Source organism: Priestia sp. TGN 0903, assembly GCF_050846855.1.
Taxonomy (GTDB): domain Bacteria; phylum Bacillota; class Bacilli; order Bacillales; family Bacillaceae_H; genus Priestia; species Priestia zanthoxyli.
The window spans coordinates 167,802-186,685 of record NZ_JBOZGL010000005.1 but is presented as its reverse complement, the minus strand read 5'-3'; the positions used below and the strand labels follow the sequence as shown (position 1 = coordinate 186,685).

Sequence of the window (18,884 nt, the reverse complement as noted above, 5' to 3'; positions counted from 1 at the left end):
ATCTCAGCCGAGAGACGAGTCCGTTAAATTGTTGGTTTTGGTTTTTCAGGTGCAGCTTGTTTATCTTTTCGACTTTCTTGAATATATACTTTAAAGAGAAAAATATTTAAACAGCCCAGTGTGAGGAATAACGGTGCAAAATAATATTCTTGAGACATAAGTAGGACGAAAACGCTTCCAAAACAGAACAGAGAACTAAACATAAAGTAAAACTGTAAGAATCTTCTCATTTTAGTCGCCTCCTATTCTTTTTCTTCTTACACTTATTATATCAAATACTTTCCAAAAAAGACACAAAATATTCACAAAATGTTCAATTTTTTTCTTATTTACCTATTGATTTTTTTGTCGATATGTAAATTAAGTGGGTTGTAATACCAATTAATTCCTGGGTGTAACTTTCTGATGGAAAGTTTATGTAAAATTTTATATGATAGAAATGGTATTGAAAAAAGGGGGAAAATCATCATGAGACGAATTGGGTGGCTATTTTTTACTATGGCAATTCTCTTACTCATAACTGCCGGTTGCTCAAATGATCAACAGAAAGCACAGGATCGATTTGATAAATATGTAGCCATGTGGAATAAAGAAGATTTTGAAGGTATGTATGGATACTTGTCTAAAGATGCTAAAAAGACGATTTCAGAAAAAGACTTTGTAAATCGATATAAAAATATCTATGATGCAATTGAAGCGGACAAGCTTAAAGTGAAGGCAAGTAAAATAGAAGACTTAGAAATAAAAGACCATAAAGCTGTTTTACCTTTTGAAGTAAACATGAACTCTGTAGCCGGTGAAATCTCGTTTAAAGAAAATGCTGCTGTGGTTCAAGAAAAACAAGGGGATACAGAGAATTGGTATATTAATTGGAAGCCTAATATGATTTTTAAAGGACTTAAGCAAGGAGAGCAAGTAAGAGTAGCTACTCAGTCAGCTGTGCGTGGAGAAATTATGGATCGTTCAGGGAAATATTTAGCTCAAAACGGAGAAGCGATTCAAGTTGGAGTTGTTCCCCAGCAGTTTTCTAAAGGCGGCGAGCAAGCGATACGACAATTAAGCAAGACTCTTGCTCTTTCGGAAAAAAGTATTAATCAAGCACTGAGCGCTTCTTGGGTGAAAGAGAATCAATTTGTTCCTATTAAAACAGTTAGTCAAAAAGACGCCTCTAATTTAGAGAATTCTTTGAAAAAAGTAGAAGGCATTCAACAAAAAAAGGTAAATGCGCGCGTATATCCTTGTGAAGAAGCGTGTGCTCATTTAGTTGGATACGTTGCACCTGTTACAGCGGAATATTTAAAAAAGCATAAAGGTGAAGGCTATAATGCTCAGTCCAAGGCTGGAATGGTTGGCTTAGAATCTTTATATGAAGATAAGCTTCGTGCTCAAGACGGTGTGACGATTTATACGGTAGATAAAGATGGGAATAAAAAGAGTGAAATTGCAAAAGTGAATCCAAAAGACGGGGAAAGCATTCAGGTTACGGTAGACACCAATGTTCAAAAATCCCTTTATGAACAGTTAAAAGATGAAAAAGGAGTAGCTACTGCTCTTCAACCTAAAACGGGAGAAATATTAGGTCTTGTAAGCACGCCAGCTTTTGATCCAAATTCTTTTTCTTTTGGAATCGATGCTAATACGTATCAATCCCTTTCAACGAATCCCAATAAGCCGTTAATGAATCGTTTTACCAAAACGTATTCTCCGGGATCTACATTTAAGTTAGTCACCGGAGCTTTAGCGGTTGATGAAGACGTGCTAGATCCAAATGAAAGTATATCAATCAGCGGGAAGAAATGGCAGAAAGATAAAAGCTGGGGAAATTTCTACGTAACACGAGTGGGCAGCAAACCGAATGTTAATTTACGTGATGCTTATGTTACATCTGATAATATTTATTTTGCGCAGACTGCTTTGAAGCTAGGTTTAGACAAATTTAACAGTGGTTTAAAACAGTTTGGGTTCAATCAAAAAATGCCTGTTAATTATCCTTTTGAAACGTCTAAAATTGCAGGTGATCAAGATATTAAAGATGAGGGAGTATTAGCAAACTCTGGCTATGGCCAGGGGAAACTGCAAGTGAATCCTCTCCACTTGGCATTGATGTATACATCGATTGTAAACGATGGAAACATAGTAAAGCCTATTCTTATGAATGGTGATGAGAGTGGAATATGGAAAAAACAAGTAATATCTAAAGAAACGGCGCAATTAATTCAAAATGATTTAGTTGATGTCATTGAAGATAAAAACGGTACGGGTCATGCAGCAAAGATAGATGGGTTAACCCTGGCTGGAAAAACGGGAACAGCAGAGCTAAAGAAAACTCAAGGTGAAAAAGGGCAGGAAAACGGATGGTTTGTAGCTGTGGACACAAAACAGAAAAACTTACTCGTTTCAATGATGGTTGAAGGGGTAGAGGATAAAGGCGGAAGTCATTACGTCGTGCCGAAAGTAAAAAATGTATTTCAGCAATATAATAAGTAAATAATAAAAGCCAGTTCTAAAAGAGCTGGCTTTTATTATTTACACAAGGGGAGTAATGTTAAGTTTTTGTAAATCCCAATTTTATACAAACTCTGAAAACCCTTATTTTAAAAGGAATCAACGTATTATTGTTAATGTATTGTAAAGAAGCCTAAAAAAATGTGTTTGAAAAGTTATTGACAATTAACAATAATAGGAGTAATTTTTGACTTGGCGTAAAAAAATGAATCGCATAACCTATAGGTGAAAGAACCACATTTTGGGACTTTTGCTCTGGTAAACGTTTGTTTTTTTAGAATTTTTTGATACACAAGAGAGGTGGTTTCTCTCGTTATAGTAATGAACAGCTAGGTTTTATCCATTACTTTAAATGAAAAAAGAAACTAGAACACATATAAAAAGATAGAGAGAAAAAACGAGTGGTAAAGTTTCGATAAATTGGATGGAGGATTGCAACGTGATCAAAAGAAAAAAAGACAAGTTTTCTGAAATGTTAATGGACATTGCCCAAAATATTAAGGACTCAGCGGAGTTTTTAGGCAGCTTTGAACTTCAAAATGTATCTGACCTAAAGGAATTTGCCAACGTTTTAAAAGCGTATGAATCAAAAGGTGATAAATACGTGCATACAGTGATTACTGAGTTGAACAAAGCATTTATTACTCCAATTGAGCGTGAAGATATTTTACAGCTAGCGATGAGCATGGATGATGTACTTGATGGCATCGACAGCTTTGCTGCTTTAATGGAAATTCATTCAATTACGACATTTGATGAATATGTAGCTGAATTTGTTAAAAATATTCAAGGCTGTGCTGAAGAAATTTTAATTACTATTAATTTGTTGTCTGAGAAAAAGCTTCTTCAAATTAGTGAGCATGCAATTAAAATTAAAGAGTATGAGTCACATTGTGATACATTATATCGTCGTGCACTAAAACAATTATTTGCAACATGTAAAGATCCAATTAAAGTTATTCAATATAAAGAAATTTATGAAACGCTAGAAGAAATCGCGGATTATTGTCAAACGGTTGCGAACAACTTAGAATCAGTTATTATGAAGAATGCGTAACGGGGCTATAGTATAATGGATTCAATGCTAATATTAACCATTCTAATTGTAGTTGGTGCACTTGGTTTTGACTTTATCAACGGATTTCACGATACAGCTAATGCCATTGCGACTTCTGTTTCAACCAAAGCTTTAAAACCGCGACATGCAATTCTTTTAGCCGCAACCATGAACTTTGTCGGGGCTATGACGTTTACGGGCGTAGCCAAAACGATTACAAAGGATATCGTTGATCCTTATACGCTTCAAAATGGTTCTGTCGTTATTTTAGCAGCATTAATTTCTGCTATCGCGTGGAACCTAATCACATGGTATTTCGGTATCCCGAGTAGTTCTTCTCATGCAATTATTGGATCGATTGCAGGAGCAGCTATTGCAGCTGCTGGATTTGGTGCTTTAAATTACAAAGGTTTCATCAAAATCATCGAAGCCCTTCTAATTTCACCAGTTCTAGCCTTTGTAGTAGGTTATATTGTCTATACGATTATCAAGCTAACGTTTAAAAACCATAACTTGACGAAAACGAATAAGCGTTTTCGCCGCGTTCAAATCCTGACTGCAGCTCTACAATCTTACACACACGGTACGAATGATGCGCAAAAAGCAATGGGTATCATTACGCTAGCGCTTATTGCTAACAATATGCAAAGCGGTACTGAGATTCAGTGGTGGGTACAGCTGGCTTGTGCGGTCGCAATGGGGCTTGGAACGTCAATTGGTGGATGGAAAATCATTAAAACCGTTGGCGGTAAAATTATGAAAATTCGTCCTGTTAATGGAGTAGCTGCGGACTTAACGGGTGCTGCCATTATCTTTGGAGCAACGTTTATTCATCTACCTGTCAGTACTACTCATGTTATTTCATCTTCTATCTTAGGTGTAGGTTCTGCTCACCGAGTGAAAGGTGTAAAATGGGGAACTGCACAGCGCATGGTGATTACATGGGTTATCACATTGCCAATTTCAGCTTCATTAGCTGCACTTATCTATATGATTTTAAATTTGTTGTTTTAATAAATGGGGAGCTTCTTTTAAAGAAGCTCCTTTTTTTATTTACATACCCTCATTTGCACAGTACACTTAAAACATGAAAATAACACAATCGTTTTTAAAAGGGAGATGGGGAAATGTTTGGAAAAGTAGCTGCTGATGTATTGGGGCTAAGTGATATTGGTTCTGTTATTAAGCCAGTTGATTATGACAAGGTAGATGCAGACGATTACGTTATGCATGAAGAACAAGAAAAAATTTATTTTCTAATCAAATCAAAGTCAGATGAATATTGCTTTACCAATAAAGCGCTCATTCACCTTGATGGAACAAGTGCTACAAGTAAAAAGCGAATGCTTCGCCGCTATAACTACAGCACAAATCACATTTCAAACGTGATGCTAGAAACGGCTGGAACTGTCGATTTAGATGTGGAAATTAAATTTAAAATTGGCTCGGAGACTTTTTCTATTGATGTACACAAAAAGCATATAGAAGAGGTAAAAGATTTATATAAAGCGCTGTTTAAAATGTCTGAAATAACGCGTGAAAATGAAATTGCGCTCGATTTTGCTAAACAAAGTATTCAGCTAGCTTCTTCTACGCTAAGCAGTACAAGAAACACAAGTGGAAGTGTTGCCAGTGAATTTAAAGAAATTAACGAAGCCGCTTTTTCTTGGTTATTAGATAAAAAAACAGCCTACACGACAAAAGATTTTAGCTCAGTTTTCGAGCTGTATATCAATAATTAATAGAAACAGCTGCTCCTTTTATGGAGCAGCTGTTTTTTAATGCTGAACGTTGTAGAATCCTCATGTTAACCTTGAAAAATCACCGAAAAAAGAGCACAATATAAAATAGAAAAGAGAAACAATAGAGACGGGTTTAACTGAAAGAAATAATAGAAAATAAGACTTATAGGTGGAAAGGATTACGGTATGACAGCAAAAAATAATGAGGATACAGTGGCAGAATTAGAAAAGTCACTTCGACATATTGCAGCTATTGTGAAGCAAAAAGGAAGAGAAATTTTAGAAGACTATACGATTACGCCACCTCAGTTTATTGCTTTGCAGTGGCTGTTTGAACGTGGAGATATGACGATTGGCGATTTATCAAATCGGATTTTTCTCGCTTGTAGTACAACGACAGATTTAGTAGATCGTATGGAAAAAAATAAGTTGGTGGTTAGGGTCAAAGATCCGAAAGACCGCCGCGTAGTGCGTATTCATTTGCTTCCTGAAGGAGCACGTGTTATCGAAGAAGTAATTGAAAAGCGACAAACGTATTTAAATGGCGTACTGGCAAACTTCTCTCCTAGTGAAACAGAAGTTTTACGAGTAACGTTACGAAAATTACATGATGAAATGAAAGAAAAATGAGGCGATTGTTTTGAGTAGACCAATTGGTGTTATAGATTCAGGTGTGGGCGGATTAACGGTAGCAAAGGAAATTATGAGACAGCTTCCGAAAGAACAAATTATGTACATTGGAGATACAGCCCGCTGCCCATACGGTCCTCGTCCCAGTGAAGAAGTACGAGCTTTCACATGGGAGATGACTAATTATTTAGTAGATAAAGATATTAAAATGCTTGTTATTGCGTGCAACACGGCTACGGCAGTTGTACTAGATGAAATTCAAGAACAGCTCGATATTCCGGTTATAGGCGTCATTGAACCAGGATCACGAGCTGCGCTTAAAGTAACTAAAAATCATAAAATAGGCGTAATCGGCACAAACGGAACCGTTAAAAGCCAAGCCTATACACATGCACTCCGCGCTCTTCATACGAGAGTGGAAGTGGAAAATTTAGCATGCCCTTTGTTTGTACCTCTTGTAGAGAGCGGTAATTATGAAGGACCGGAAGCGCAGCGAATTGTAAAAGAAACATTAAAACCTTTTTATCATACAGATATGGATACCCTTATTTTAGGATGTACGCATTATCCGTTATTAAAGCCAGTTATTCAAGAAGCAATTGGGCCTCGAGTTCAGTTAATCAGTTCTGGTGAAGAAACGGCAATAGAGGTAAGTGCCATTCTTTCTTATAGCAATTTACTAGCTCCTAGAAGCATGGAGCCCGAACACTACTTCTATACAACAGGCTCAACAGAACTGTTTCAATCTATTGCATCTAAATGGTTTGAACACCCTGTATATAATGTTGAGCATATCAAGCTTTAAAACCGAGCATATTAAGCTCGGTTTTTTTTGTGGCCAAAAACTTGTTTGAGCTGGTCTAAAATGCAAATAAGCTCGTATACATAGTAGTACAAACAGTCTGAGGAGGGAAAGGAATGTCCAAAAAGACCAAATTTGTTCTCATATCCGCCGTGGTGACCACATCTGTGTTGTTATCCGGCTGTGGACTTTTCGGAGGGGATAACGCAGCAAAGGAAATTGATCCGCCAAAGGATGTCACCTATGTGAAAGATGAAAAATCATTAGCGACTGAAGCGAAAGTAACGGAAGCTAATAAAAAACAAAGTAAAGCGGCAGAAACATCTGCGCCTACCAAAAGAGAAATTTACTTAATTGATAAAAACGGGTACGTTGTTCCCCAGACGCTTGAAATTCCTAAATCAAAAGGTGTCGCTAAACAGTCTCTTGAATATTTAGTAGAGGGTGGACCAGTCACAAACTTATTGCCAAATAATTTCCGAGCGGTTCTTCCTGCTGATACAAGAGTTTTAGGGACAAAGCTGGAAAGTGACGGCACGATGGTAGCAGATTTTTCACCTGAATTTGCTGAATATAAAAAAGAAGATGAACTCCGTATCCTGCAGGCCGTAACGTGGACGCTGACGCAGTTTGAAGGCGTAAATAAAGTTAAAATTCGCATTAACGGCTATGATAAAGATGAGATGCCTGTAAATCATACACCAATCAGTAAAGGGTTGAGCAGAGCAGATGGTATTAACTTTGATAATACTGGAGTAGTTGACGTAACCCAAACGAAGCCAGTTACGATCTATTACTTAGCTCAAGAGGGCAAACAAACTTACTATGTTCCTGTTACAAAACGAATTGCTTCTGATGACAAAGATATGTACACTGCAATTGTGAACGAGCTTGTAGAAGGACCTGCGCCTGCATCAGGTTTAGTGACAGATTTTAATCCTGATGCAAAGCTCGTAGCAGCTCCAAAGTATGCGGACGGTCAGTTAACGCTGAACTTTAATAAAAACATCTTTGGAAATTTAAAAGGAACGGAAATTTCTCAGTATGTTCTCGACTCCTTGGTGTTATCGCTGACGGAACAAAAAGCCGTAGACAGCGTTGCCATTAAGGTGAATGGCAAAAAAACGCTAAAAGATGAAAAAGGGAAAAAGCTAACGGAGCCAGTTTCAAGACCTAAAAATGTGAACACAGGTAGTTTTTAAAAACAAATTTTTGTTATACTAGTAAAGGACTAAGTAGAAAGAGGTCTGCTGAAATAGCGACCTCTTTCCGCTGTTTTATAGTTAAAATGGAAGAAGCTATTACATATAAATGAATTAATAGGAGGACATGCTTAATGCGTTTGGACGGTAGGGAATTTAATGAATTGAGACCTGTATCTCTTCATACTTCATACTTAAAGCATCCAGAAGGATCTGTATTAATCTCGGTGGGAGACACAAAGGTTATTTGTACAGCAAGCATAGACGACAGAGTGCCTCCTTTTATGCGTGGACAAGGAAAAGGATGGATTACAGCTGAATATTCTATGCTGCCTCGAGCTACGGCACAAAGAAATATACGCGAATCAACAAAAGGTAAAGTCACAGGACGAACAATGGAAATTCAGCGTCTGATCGGACGAGCTCTTCGTTCTGTAGTCGACCTGGAAAAGGTCGGAGAAAAAACCATTTGGATTGATTGTGATGTTATTCAAGCAGATGGCGGAACAAGAACAGCATCGATTACAGGTGCATTTGTGGCTATGGTTTTAGCGTTTGGAAAGCTGGTTGAAGAGAACAAGCTGACAGAAATTCCTATTCGTGACTATTTAGCTGCGACTTCAGTAGGTATCCATGGAGAAAATTCGATTTTAGATTTAAATTATGAAGAAGATTCGACAGCGGAAGTTGACATGAATATTGTGATGACAGGAAGCGGACAGTTTGTAGAATTACAGGGAACGGGAGAGGAATCGACGTTTTCGAGAGAACAGTTAAACCATCTTCTGGATTTAGGGGAAAAGGGTGTTTATCAATTGATTGAACAGCAAAAGGAAGTTCTTGATCATCTGGCTGCTTACATTCCGGTTAAAGAAAGGTAAGGGATTAACGTGCGTGAAATCATTATTGCAACTAAAAATGCAGGCAAAGTAAAGGATTTTGAAACACTATTCTCACCGAAGGGATTTAAAGTAACATCGCTTCTTGATTTTCCTGAAATTGAGGACGTGGAAGAAACGGGCGTTACATTTGCAGAGAACGCCACGCTAAAGGCAGAAACCATTTCATCAGCATTAAATAAGCCGGTTATTGCCGATGATTCTGGGCTTGCTATTGATGCCTTAAACGGAGAGCCAGGCGTTTATTCCGCGCGTTATGCTGGTGAAAATAAAGATGATAATGCTAATATAGAGAAGGTACTTCAAAAATTACATGACGTGCCGTTTGAAAAGCGCACGGCACGTTTTCATTGTACGCTTGCTATTGCAGTGCCTGGAAAGAGAACAGAGCTTGTAGAAGGCACGTGTGAAGGGCGCATCTTGGAAGAAAAAAGAGGCGAGAACGGCTTTGGATACGATCCTATTTTCTTTGTAGAAAAATGGAACTGCTCCATGGCAGAATTGTCTAAAGAACAAAAAAATCAAATTAGTCACCGAGCAAATGCGTTAGAAAAACTAGCACCGCTAATTGATGCGCAATTTTAGAAGGAGTGATGACGTGTGAAACTATTAATTGTAAGCGATAGCCACGGGTTACAAGAAGAACTGCTCACTATCAGAGAAAGACATGCTGATGTAGATAAGATGATTCATTGTGGTGACTCTGAGCTGCCACAAGACAGCAAAGAAATGTCTTCGTTTTTAGGCGTTCGAGGAAATTGTGATTATGATGCATCTTACGTCAATGATCGAGTAGAGTCACTTGGAGAAGCCACGTGTCTGGTTACACACGGTCACTTATATAATGTTAAAATGTCTATGATGAATCTGCATTACAAAGCGAGAGAAGTGGGGGCAAACGTTGTTTGTTTTGGGCATTCTCACATAGCGGGAGCTGAGCTCATGGACGGAGTTTTATTTATCAATCCAGGAAGTATGTTACTTCCTCGTATGAGAAAAGAACGTACGTATGCTATACTAGTAATGGATGGTACAGAAGCTACCGTGCAGTTTTACGATATAAGCGGTAAACATATTCCTAGCATGCAGTTAACCTGTACACTTTCAGCATAATATAGCCAAATATAGGGAGAAGAGAAGGTTTTTTACCTCTCTTCTCATAAAATTTCAAAAAAACGTTGACTTTTAAATTATATTTGAATATAATAAGTATTGTCTTTGATACAGTTATCATTATGTCCCAGTAGCTCAGCAGGATAGAGCAACGGCCTTCTAAGCCGTCGGTCGGGAGTTCGAATCTCTCCTGGGACGTCTAGAAAAAAATCCCTGCTTTTACTTTTTAGTAAAAGACGGGATTTTTTTATTTATCTTAAAAGTGAATGTTTGTTCATTCAGTGTGTACAAATGAACGTTTCAGAAAAACTTTTTGAGTGGCTATAAACCCTTATTGCATCAATAATGAAAACGCATTCAAATATTCTGTTTAGTCTAAATTGTCTAAAAAAATCTTGAAAAGTGGTTGACTATGCATAGAAATGGGCGTAAGATAGTCCTCAAATATAAGTTTTCTAAAAATTTTAATTAATTGTAATTAATTTAAAATATGATGTGTAAAGCATTGTTCAAAAAGCATATAGCGTTTTAAAACGTTGAAGAGGATAAGTAGTTTTGATGTTTAGGTATCAACAGAGAGTCGGGTTGCTGGAAGCCGGCGTTACCAAGTCAAAATGAACTCACCTCAGAGTGTCACCCTGAAATTCAGTAAGGGCGACCGAGTGTACTTCCAAAGCACTCGTTATCAAAAAGAATGTACAGTATACATTCATAAGGTAATCATTACGATTACAAACGAGGGTGGTACCGCGTAAAGTACAAAAGACTTTTCGCCCCTTGACCTATATCATTTGATAGGGTCTATTTAGGGGTGAGAAGTCTTTTTTCTTTTATCTAGAAAACGAAAGGATGAGAAAAGTGGGAGCCAATATGCAAACGAAAGAACCTGTAAGCGCTGGGGCACAAATGAATGGAGCTGACATGTTGATTGAATCTCTAAGAAGAGAAAACGTTGACGTCATCTTCGGTTACCCAGGGGGAGCCGTTTTACCGATTTACGATAAGCTATACGGTTCAGGAATGTTTCACGTACTTGCTCGTCACGAACAAGGTGGAATTCACGCAGCAGAAGGGTACGCAAGAATTTCAGGTAAACCCGGTGTAGTTATCGCAACAAGTGGTCCTGGTGCAACAAATATCGTAACAGGTTTGGCAGATGCGATGATTGACTCACTTCCTTTAGTTGTTTTTACTGGTCAAGTAGCTTCAAGTGTAATTGGTTCTGACGCGTTCCAAGAAGCAGATGTATTAGGAATCACAATGCCAATTACAAAACATAGCTATCAAGTACGCAATATCAGCGACATGCCGAGAATCATCAAAGAGGCATTTCATATTGCGACAACAGGAAGACCTGGTCCAGTCTTAATCGACATTCCAAAAGATATGGCACAGGGTGATGGAACATTTAATTACGAAGGAGAAATTGATTTACCTGGCTATCAGCCAACTTATTTTCCAAATCAGCTGCAGGTTAAAAAGTTAACAGACGCAGTAGCAGCTGCAAAGAAACCTGTTATTCTAGCAGGTGCGGGAGTATTATTGAGTAAAGGTTCAGAAGAATTAAAAAATTATGCTGAGCGTCAAAATATTCCGGTTATTAATACGCTTTTAGGGTTAGGTTGTTTTCCTGCAGATCATCCGCTTCATTTAGGAATGGCTGGCATGCACGGAACGTACACAGCAAACATGGCAATTTATGAGAGTGATCTTCTCATTAGTATCGGGGCGCGCTTTGATGACCGAGTAACAGGTAACTTAAAGCATTTTGCACCAAATGCAAAAATTGCTCACATTGACATCGACCCAGCGGAAATTGGAAAGAATGTTCCAACCAAGATTCCAATTGTTGGAGATGCAAAAGAAGTATTAAAGCAATTGCTTCTGCAAGAAGGAGAAGTTGGAGATTATACGAAATGGCATGAGAAATTAGCGGCGTGGAAACAAGAATATCCATTATGGTATCAGAACTCAGCGGACGTGTTGAAACCACAAAAAGTAGTTGAGTTGCTTCACAAATATACAAATGGAGATGCCGTTGTTACAACGGACGTTGGGCAACATCAGATGTGGGTAGCTCAATACTACACATTTAATAATCCAGATCGATGGGTAACTTCAGGTGGCCTTGGCACCATGGGCTTTGGATTACCTTCTGCAATCGGCGCTCAGCTGGCAAATAAAGATAAAACAGTTGTAGCAGTCGTTGGTGACGGTGGATTTCAAATGACGCTTCAAGAATTAGGGGTTATTAGAGAATTAAACTTACCTGTTAAAGTGGTTGTGCTTAACAATCAGTCGCTTGGAATGGTTCGTCAGTGGCAGGAAATCTTCTATGAAGAACGCTACTCGCACTCTTTAATTCCGAATCAGCCTAATTTAATGAAGCTTGCAGAAGCCTATGATATCAAAGGTTTACAAGCTTCTACTGAAGAAGAAGCGCATGCGGCTCTGAAAGAAGCAATGGAAACAGATGGACCTGTTTTACTAAACTTCTTTGTCGCACCTAAAGAAAACGTATATCCAATGGTTGCACCTGGAAAAGGATTACATGAAATGGTAGGGGTGAAACCATGAAGCGAATCATTACAGCAACTGTATTAAACCGTGCGGGCGTTTTAAATCGCGTAACGGGGTTATTTACAAAAAGAAATTTCAATATTGAGAGTATTTCGGTAGGACACACTGAATCTGAAGATGTATCACGCATGACGTTTGTCGTAAACGTAGAGCATGACAATGCTGCTGAACAAGTGATTAAGCAGTTAAACAAGCAGATTGACGTGTTGAAAGTTCAAGATATTACGGATCAAGCCGTGGTGTCAAGAGAGCTTGCTTTAATGAAAGTAGCATCTACACCTGCGAGCCGTAACGAACTTTATGCAGTAATTGAGCCTTTCCGTGCAACCATCATTGATGTAAGCCGCGACAGCTTAATTATTCAAGTAACAGGTGAATCCAGCAAGATTGAAGCGATGATTGATTTACTTCAGCCTTATGGATTAAAAGAAGTAACGCGCACAGGGACAGTAGCTGTTCCGCGCGGTACGCAAAAAGCAGCAGCCAAACTTTCATCAATCATTTAATTCTAGCTAGTTACTAAAAAAGTAAACTATATAAAACTATATAAACTAAGAGGAGAGATTTATTATGACAAAGGTATATTACAACGGAGATGCAAAGGATCAATTATTACAAGGTAAAACAGTAGCAATCGTAGGTTATGGTTCACAAGGTCACGCTCACGCACAAAACTTACGCGACAGCGGAGTAAACGTGGTAGTAGGATTACGTAAAGGTAAATCATGGGATCAAGCAGAACAAGACGGCTTCACTGTATTATCTGTAAAAGAAGCAGTTCAACAAGCAGAAGTAGTAATGGTATTACTTCCAGATGAGCATCAGCCAAAAGTTTATAACGAAGAAATTCTTCCAGGATTAAAACCAGGAAAATCTTTAGTATTTGCTCACGGTTTTAACATTCACTTTAATCAAATCGTAGCACCTGAATTCGTTGACGTATTCTTAGTAGCTCCAAAAGGTCCTGGTCACCTTGTAAGAAGAACGTATGAAGAAGGAGCTGGCGTACCGGCGTTATTCGCAGTATTCCAAGACGTAACTGGCGAAGCAAAAGACGTAGCATTAGCTTATGCTAAAGCAATTGGCTCAGCTCGTGCGGGTGTATTAGAAACAACGTTTAAAGAAGAAACAGAAACAGATCTTTTCGGTGAGCAAGCAGTACTTTGCGGCGGTTTAACTTCATTAGTTAAAGCTGGTTTTGAAACGCTTGTAGAAGCTGGCTACCAACCGGAAGTTGCATATTTTGAGTGTTTACACGAATTAAAATTAATTGTTGACCTTATGTATGAAGGCGGAATGGAAGGCATGCGTTATTCAATCTCTGATACAGCTCAATGGGGTGACTTCGTTTCAGGACCACGCGTTGTAGATGAGCGTTCAAAAGAACAAATGAAAAAAGTGCTTGAAGATATCCAAACAGGTAAATTTGCAAAAGGCTGGATCCTAGAAAACCAAGCAAATCGTCCAGAATTTACAGCTATCAATAACCGTGAAAACGAACATTTAATTGAAAAAGTTGGCGCTCAATTACGTGAAATGATGCCATTTGTTAAAAAACAAAAGAAAGAAGCGGTGATCGCTAGTGCAAAAAATTAAACTATTTGACACGACGCTACGCGATGGTGAACAGTCACCTGGAGTCAATTTGAACCTACAAGAAAAGCTTGAAATTGCTAAGCAGTTAGAGCGATTAGGTATCGACATTATTGAAGCCGGATTTCCAGCTTCTTCAAAAGGTGATTTTCAATCCGTAAAAGAAATTGCGTCTATTGTCAAAAATTCTTCTGTAACAGGCCTTGCAAGGTCTGTTACAAAAGATATTGACATTGCATGGGAAGCGTTAAAAGAAAGTGCAGAACCAAGACTGCATGTTTTTATCGCTACTTCCGAAATTCATATGCAGCATAAATTGAAAAAAACACCTGATGAAGTACTTGAAACAGCAGTGGAAATGGTGAAATACGCAAGTAAAAAATTCCCGGTTGTTCAATGGTCTGCTGAAGATGCATGTCGCACAGATTTACCGTTTTTAGCTAGAATTGTAGAAGCTGTTATCGATGCTGGTGCAAAAGTCGTTAATATTCCAGATACGGTAGGATTTATCACGCCTGGTGACTATCAATCCGTATTTAATTACTTAAAAGAACATGTATCAAATATTCATAAGGTCGATTTGTCAGCTCACTGCCACGATGACTTAGGGCTAGCTGTTGCTAATTCAATGGCTGCTATTGAAGCAGGAGCTACTCAAATTGAAGGAACGATTAACGGAATCGGAGAACGTGCCGGTAACGCTGCTCTTGAAGAAGTAGCACTTGCGCTTCATGTCCGTCAAGACTTCTATCAAGCGAGCACAGGTTTGATCTTGCCCGAAATCAAGCGTACGAGTGACATTATCAGTAAGCTTACCGGAATGAATATTGCGCCAAATAAAGCAATTGTCGGAAAAAATGCTTTTGCTCATGAATCAGGTATTCACCAAGATGGCGTCTTAAAAAATCCGTTAACATATGAGATTATTTCCCCAGAACTTGTGGGTGTTAAACAAAATCCGATTGTGCTGGGTAAACACTCAGGCCGTCATGCGTTCCGTACACGCTTAGTAGAGCTTGGGTTCACATTGGAAGATACAGAAGCAAACGTGCTTTTTGAGAAGTTTAAAGACTTAGCAGATAAGAAAAAAGACATTACCGACGATGATTTATTGGCATTAGTCATTCAAAAGCAAGTTAGCAAAGACAGTGAATATAAGCTTGAAAGTCTGCAAGTTCAGTATGGTACGAACAATATTCCTACGGCTACGATTACGCTTCGCAAAGAAAACGGCGAAGAGATTCAAGAAGCAGCTACGGGATCTGGAAGCGTGGAAGCTATCTATAATACGCTGCAGCGCTGTGTTGAGCAAGATGTCAAACTATTAGACTATCGTATTCAGTCTATTAACGGCGGTCCGGATGCACTGGCTGAAGTATTTGTGAAGGTTGAAAGCGAAGGAACTGAAGCAAGCGGACGCGGAGTAGCATTTGACGTATTAGAATCGTCAGCGAAAGCCTATTTAAATGCCATTAATCGATTAATCGCTATTCAGCAGCATCGTACAAAGCAAGAAGTAATGTGAACTGAAGGGAGAGACCACCATGACAAAAAAAGTCGCTGTATTACCAGGTGACGGCGTAGGAACAGAAGTAACCAAAGGCGCTGTTGCCGTTTTAAAAGCAATTGGAGAGCGCTTTGATCATCAATTCGAGTTTACGTATGGATTAATTGGCGGAGCTGCAATTGATGAGGCTGGCACACCTCTTCCAGAAAGTACAATTGAGATTTGTAAGCAGGCGGATGCCGTCTTACTTGGATCCGTTGGAGGGCCAAAATGGGATCGTAATCCTTCACATTTGCGACCAGAAAAAGGTTTGCTAGCTATTCGAAAAGAATTGGATTTATATGCTAACCTTCGTCCAGTGACGTTTTATGATAGCTTAGCAGATGCCTCTCCTTTGAAAAAAGAATACATTGAAGGTGTTGACTTCATTATCGTTCGTGAGCTAACAGGGGGCTTATATTTTGGTCAGCCTAGCGAGCGTCGAACAGAAGGAAATGAAGAGACAGTTGTCGACACGTTATTTTATAAGCGTACAGAAATAGAAAGGATTATTCGCCAAGCGTTTGAAACGGCTGTAAATCGACGTAAAAAGGTAACGTCGGTTGATAAAGCGAATGTGCTTGAGTCTAGTCGAGTGTGGCGTGAAGTAGCTGAAGAAGTAGCAAAAGACTACCCGGATGTAGAGCTTGAGCATATGCTTGTAGATTCAGCTGCTATGCAGTTAATTCGTAATCCGAAATATTTTGATGTAGTGGTAACTGAAAATATGTTTGGTGATATTTTGAGTGATGAGGCTTCTATGCTGACAGGATCGTTAGGGATGCTTCCATCTGCGAGTTTAACGGTTGATGGTCCATCTTTATACGAACCGGTTCACGGTTCTGCACCAGACATTGCTGGACAAAACAAAGCTAATCCGATTGCTGCTATTTTATCTGCAGCAATGTTGCTTAGACATTCATTTGGATTAGAAACAGAAGCAGCGGTGATTGAACAAGCGGTTGAAAGTGTATTACATGCAGGTCATCGAACAGCTGACTTAGCAGACGGTAATCATTATTTAGGTACCGATAAAATGGTGGATGCAATAACTGCGGTTATTGCCAACGATTCTGCCATTTCAAGCATTATGACAGCTTACAGTTAATCATGCGTTTCTCACGTTTTGTGAGAAACGTTTTTCATAATCAGAAAGGAGGAGCAGTATGAAACCAAAAACAATTATTGATAAGCTTTGGGAACAACATGTTGTACGTCGAGAAGAGGGGAAGCCGGACTTATTATATATCGATCTTCATCTTATTCATGAAGTAACGTCTCCTCAAGCATTCGAAGGTCTTCGCGTGGCAAATCGTCAAGTGAAGCGTCCGGACTTAACGTTTGCTACAATGGATCACAATATTCCAACGGTTGACCGTTTTAATATTAAAGATCCGATTGCAAAGAAACAAGTAGACAAACTATCTGAAAACTGTCATGAGTTTGGTGTGAAGCTTTTAGATTTAACAAGCGAAGAGCAAGGAATTGTGCATATCATTGGACCGGAATTAGGATTGACGCAGCCTGGAAAAACCATTGTGTGCGGAGATAGCCATACATCTACTCACGGTGCATTTGGAGCGCTTGCTTTTGGTATAGGAACGAGTGAGGTAGAACATGTTTTAGCAACGCAAACGCTATGGCAAGCGAAACCAAAAACGCTACAAGTGAAAGTAAATGGCAAAAAACAGCCTGGTGTTTATGCTAAGGACATTGTGTTAGCAATTATTCAAAAATTCGGCGTGAATTTTGGAACGGGTTCAATCGTAGAATTTACGGGCGAATGTATTCGCGACCTTTCAATGGAAGAGCGCATGACTATTTGTAATATGTCTATTGAAGCCGGTGCAAAAGCTGGTTTAATCAGTCCAGATGATGTTACTTTCTCTTATATTAAAGGGCGTCAGTATGCTCCTAAAGGAGAACAGTTTGAAAAAGCAGTGGAAGCTTGGGCAGCTTTAGCAACAGATGAAGGTGCAACATACGATGAAACGCTAGAAATTGATGCAGATACAATTGAGCCTGTTGTAACATGGGGAACAAACCCGGCGATGAGTTCTTATGTTAGCAAGCAAGTTCCTACATTAGAAGAGTGTACAACAGAAGCTGAGAAAAAGTCTTTGTCACGAGCACTTGAGTATATGGGCTTACAGCCCGGCATGGCAATAGAAGAGATCCCAGTTCAGCATGTATTTATCGGTTCATGTACAAATGCTCGTTTGTCTGATCTTCGTGACGTGGCAGCCTTTATTAAAGGAAAGAAAGTGTCACCAGATGTGCGAGCGATGATTGTACCAGGTTCTCAAAAAGTAAAGCGAGTGGCTGAAGAAGAAGGGTTATCTGCTATTTTTATTGAAGCAGGCTTTGAATGGAGAGACTCGGGCTGCAGCATGTGTCTAGGCATGAACTCTGACTTAGTTCCACAAGGCGAACACTGTGCGTCCACTTCTAATCGAAACTTTGAAGGACGTCAAGGAAAAGGTGCCAGAACGCATTTAGTAAGCCCGGTAATGGCAGCAGCGGCAGCGGTATATGGACATTTTGTTGATGTACGCAAACTACAAGAACAAGCGGTGCGATAAGGAGGAGAACACAGATGAATGCTTTTACAATCCATACAGGAAAAGTAGCAGGTCTCGACCGAGCAAACGTAGATACTGATCAAATTATCCCAAAGCAATTTTTGAAAAGAATTGAGCGTACTGGCTTTGGCCAATTTCTCTTTTTTGATTGGCGATATAATGAAGATGAAACGTTAAATGAAACGTTTGAACTAAATCAGCCTCAAAATCAAGGAGCAACAATTCTTGTAGCTGACGAGAACTTCGGGTGTGGTTCGTCACGTGAACACGCTCCATGGGCGCTTTTAGACTATGGGTTCCGTGCCATTATCGCACCGTCATTTGCGGATATTTTTAAACAAAACTGTCTGAAAAATGGTATTTTACCTATTATTTTACCAAAAGAAGATGTTTCCTATTTAATGAAAGAGTCTCAAAGTGCTTCTTACGCCTGTACAATCGATCTTCATCAGCAAAAAATTACCGATGAAGCAGGTTTTGAACGTACGTTTGAGATCAATGGCCATTGGAAATATATGCTTGTTAACGGATATGATGAAATTGGCTATACGCTTTCTTTTGAAGACGACATTTCTGCTTATGAAGCAAAAACAGTAAGATATTAACCAAAAATCGAGCAAAATGATGATTTTG

18 protein-coding genes, 1 tRNA gene and 1 other annotated feature are annotated in these 18,884 nt (G+C 39.0%); of the genes, 18 read left to right on the top strand and 1 reads right to left on the bottom strand.

What is annotated here, in order from left to right:
- Window positions 1-23: 23 nt before the first annotated feature.
- On the bottom strand, window positions 24-230 hold the full coding sequence (locus ACRPLY_RS18440; RefSeq protein WP_013059387.1) for a hypothetical protein: 207 nt from the start codon (window positions 228-230) through the stop codon (window positions 24-26).
- A gap of 238 nt (window positions 231-468) precedes the next feature.
- On the opposite strand from ACRPLY_RS18440, the gene ACRPLY_RS18435 reads away from it, so the two are divergent.
- The 18 genes from ACRPLY_RS18435 to leuD all read left to right on the top strand — a co-directional run bounded on the left by ACRPLY_RS18435 (window position 469) and on the right by leuD (window position 18,856).
- Complete coding sequence (locus tag ACRPLY_RS18435) at window positions 469-2,487, top strand: penicillin-binding transpeptidase domain-containing protein (RefSeq protein ID WP_367076842.1); 2,019 nt, start codon at window positions 469-471, stop codon at window positions 2,485-2,487.
- Window positions 2,488-2,929: 442 nt separating this feature from the next.
- On the top strand, window positions 2,930-3,562 hold the full coding sequence (locus ACRPLY_RS18430; protein ID WP_029711160.1) for a DUF47 domain-containing protein: 633 nt from the start codon (window positions 2,930-2,932) through the stop codon (window positions 3,560-3,562).
- A 15-nt stretch (window positions 3,563-3,577) separates the two neighbouring features.
- Window positions 3,578-4,576, top strand: a complete 999-nt coding sequence (locus tag ACRPLY_RS18425; protein ID WP_013059384.1) for an inorganic phosphate transporter — start codon at window positions 3,578-3,580, stop codon at window positions 4,574-4,576.
- 113 nt (window positions 4,577-4,689) lie between these two features.
- Entirely contained in the window at window positions 4,690-5,304 is a 615-nt protein-coding gene (locus ACRPLY_RS18420) for a PH domain-containing protein (RefSeq protein WP_013085147.1), read from the top strand.
- Between the two features lie 186 nt (window positions 5,305-5,490).
- The gene (locus ACRPLY_RS18415; protein ID WP_013059382.1) at window positions 5,491-5,934 is read left to right on the top strand and encodes a MarR family winged helix-turn-helix transcriptional regulator; all 444 of its coding nucleotides are present in this window, start codon (window positions 5,491-5,493) and stop codon (window positions 5,932-5,934) included.
- Between the two features lie 10 nt (window positions 5,935-5,944).
- Entirely contained in the window at window positions 5,945-6,739 is a 795-nt protein-coding gene (gene racE, locus ACRPLY_RS18410; RefSeq protein WP_028411743.1) for a glutamate racemase, read from the top strand.
- Window positions 6,740-6,852: 113 nt separating this feature from the next.
- Window positions 6,853-7,938 carry a GerMN domain-containing protein gene (locus tag ACRPLY_RS18405; RefSeq protein WP_033579640.1) on the top strand — a complete coding sequence of 362 codons (1,086 nt, stop codon included), beginning with the start codon at window positions 6,853-6,855 and terminating at the stop codon, window positions 7,936-7,938.
- A gap of 134 nt (window positions 7,939-8,072) precedes the next feature.
- Window positions 8,073-8,819: a ribonuclease PH gene (rph, locus tag ACRPLY_RS18400; RefSeq protein ID WP_033579641.1), complete on the top strand. Its 747-nt coding sequence runs from the start codon at window positions 8,073-8,075 to the stop codon at window positions 8,817-8,819.
- A 9-nt stretch (window positions 8,820-8,828) separates the two neighbouring features.
- Window positions 8,829-9,422 carry an XTP/dITP diphosphatase gene (locus ACRPLY_RS18395; RefSeq protein ID WP_028411740.1) on the top strand — a complete coding sequence of 198 codons (594 nt, stop codon included), beginning with the start codon at window positions 8,829-8,831 and terminating at the stop codon, window positions 9,420-9,422.
- 15 nt (window positions 9,423-9,437) lie between these two features.
- Window positions 9,438-9,950 (top strand): metallophosphoesterase, encoded by a 513-nt coding sequence (locus ACRPLY_RS18390; RefSeq protein ID WP_028411739.1) that lies wholly within the window; start codon window positions 9,438-9,440, stop codon window positions 9,948-9,950.
- Between the two features lie 124 nt (window positions 9,951-10,074).
- A tRNA-Arg gene (locus ACRPLY_RS18385) sits at window positions 10,075-10,148 on the top strand.
- A 329-nt stretch (window positions 10,149-10,477) separates the two neighbouring features.
- Window positions 10,478-10,731 (top strand) — a binding site (T-box leader).
- Between the two features lie 68 nt (window positions 10,732-10,799).
- A complete protein-coding gene (ilvB, locus tag ACRPLY_RS18380; protein ID WP_205689536.1) occupies window positions 10,800-12,527 on the top strand; it encodes an acetolactate synthase large subunit in 1,728 nt (575 codons plus the stop codon).
- Window positions 12,524-13,036, top strand: a complete 513-nt coding sequence (gene ilvN / locus ACRPLY_RS18375) for an acetolactate synthase small subunit (RefSeq protein ID WP_013059375.1) — start codon at window positions 12,524-12,526, stop codon at window positions 13,034-13,036. The genes ilvB and ilvN overlap by 4 nt, the downstream gene beginning before the upstream one ends.
- A 64-nt stretch (window positions 13,037-13,100) precedes the next feature.
- Entirely contained in the window at window positions 13,101-14,126 is a 1,026-nt protein-coding gene (gene ilvC, locus ACRPLY_RS18370) for a ketol-acid reductoisomerase (RefSeq protein ID WP_028411737.1), read from the top strand.
- Window positions 14,113-15,648: a 2-isopropylmalate synthase gene (locus ACRPLY_RS18365; RefSeq protein ID WP_025750618.1), complete on the top strand. Its 1,536-nt coding sequence runs from the start codon at window positions 14,113-14,115 to the stop codon at window positions 15,646-15,648. Before ilvC ends, ACRPLY_RS18365 begins: the two co-directional genes overlap by 14 nt.
- A gap of 19 nt (window positions 15,649-15,667) precedes the next feature.
- Entirely contained in the window at window positions 15,668-16,777 is a 1,110-nt protein-coding gene (gene leuB, locus ACRPLY_RS18360; protein ID WP_028411736.1) for a 3-isopropylmalate dehydrogenase, read from the top strand.
- A gap of 58 nt (window positions 16,778-16,835) precedes the next feature.
- Window positions 16,836-18,251, top strand: a complete 1,416-nt coding sequence (gene leuC / locus ACRPLY_RS18355; RefSeq protein WP_028411735.1) for a 3-isopropylmalate dehydratase large subunit — start codon at window positions 16,836-16,838, stop codon at window positions 18,249-18,251.
- Window positions 18,252-18,265: 14 nt separating this feature from the next.
- Complete coding sequence (gene leuD / locus ACRPLY_RS18350; protein ID WP_048019708.1) at window positions 18,266-18,856, top strand: 3-isopropylmalate dehydratase small subunit; 591 nt, start codon at window positions 18,266-18,268, stop codon at window positions 18,854-18,856.
- The last annotated feature ends 28 nt before the right edge of the window (window positions 18,857-18,884 follow it).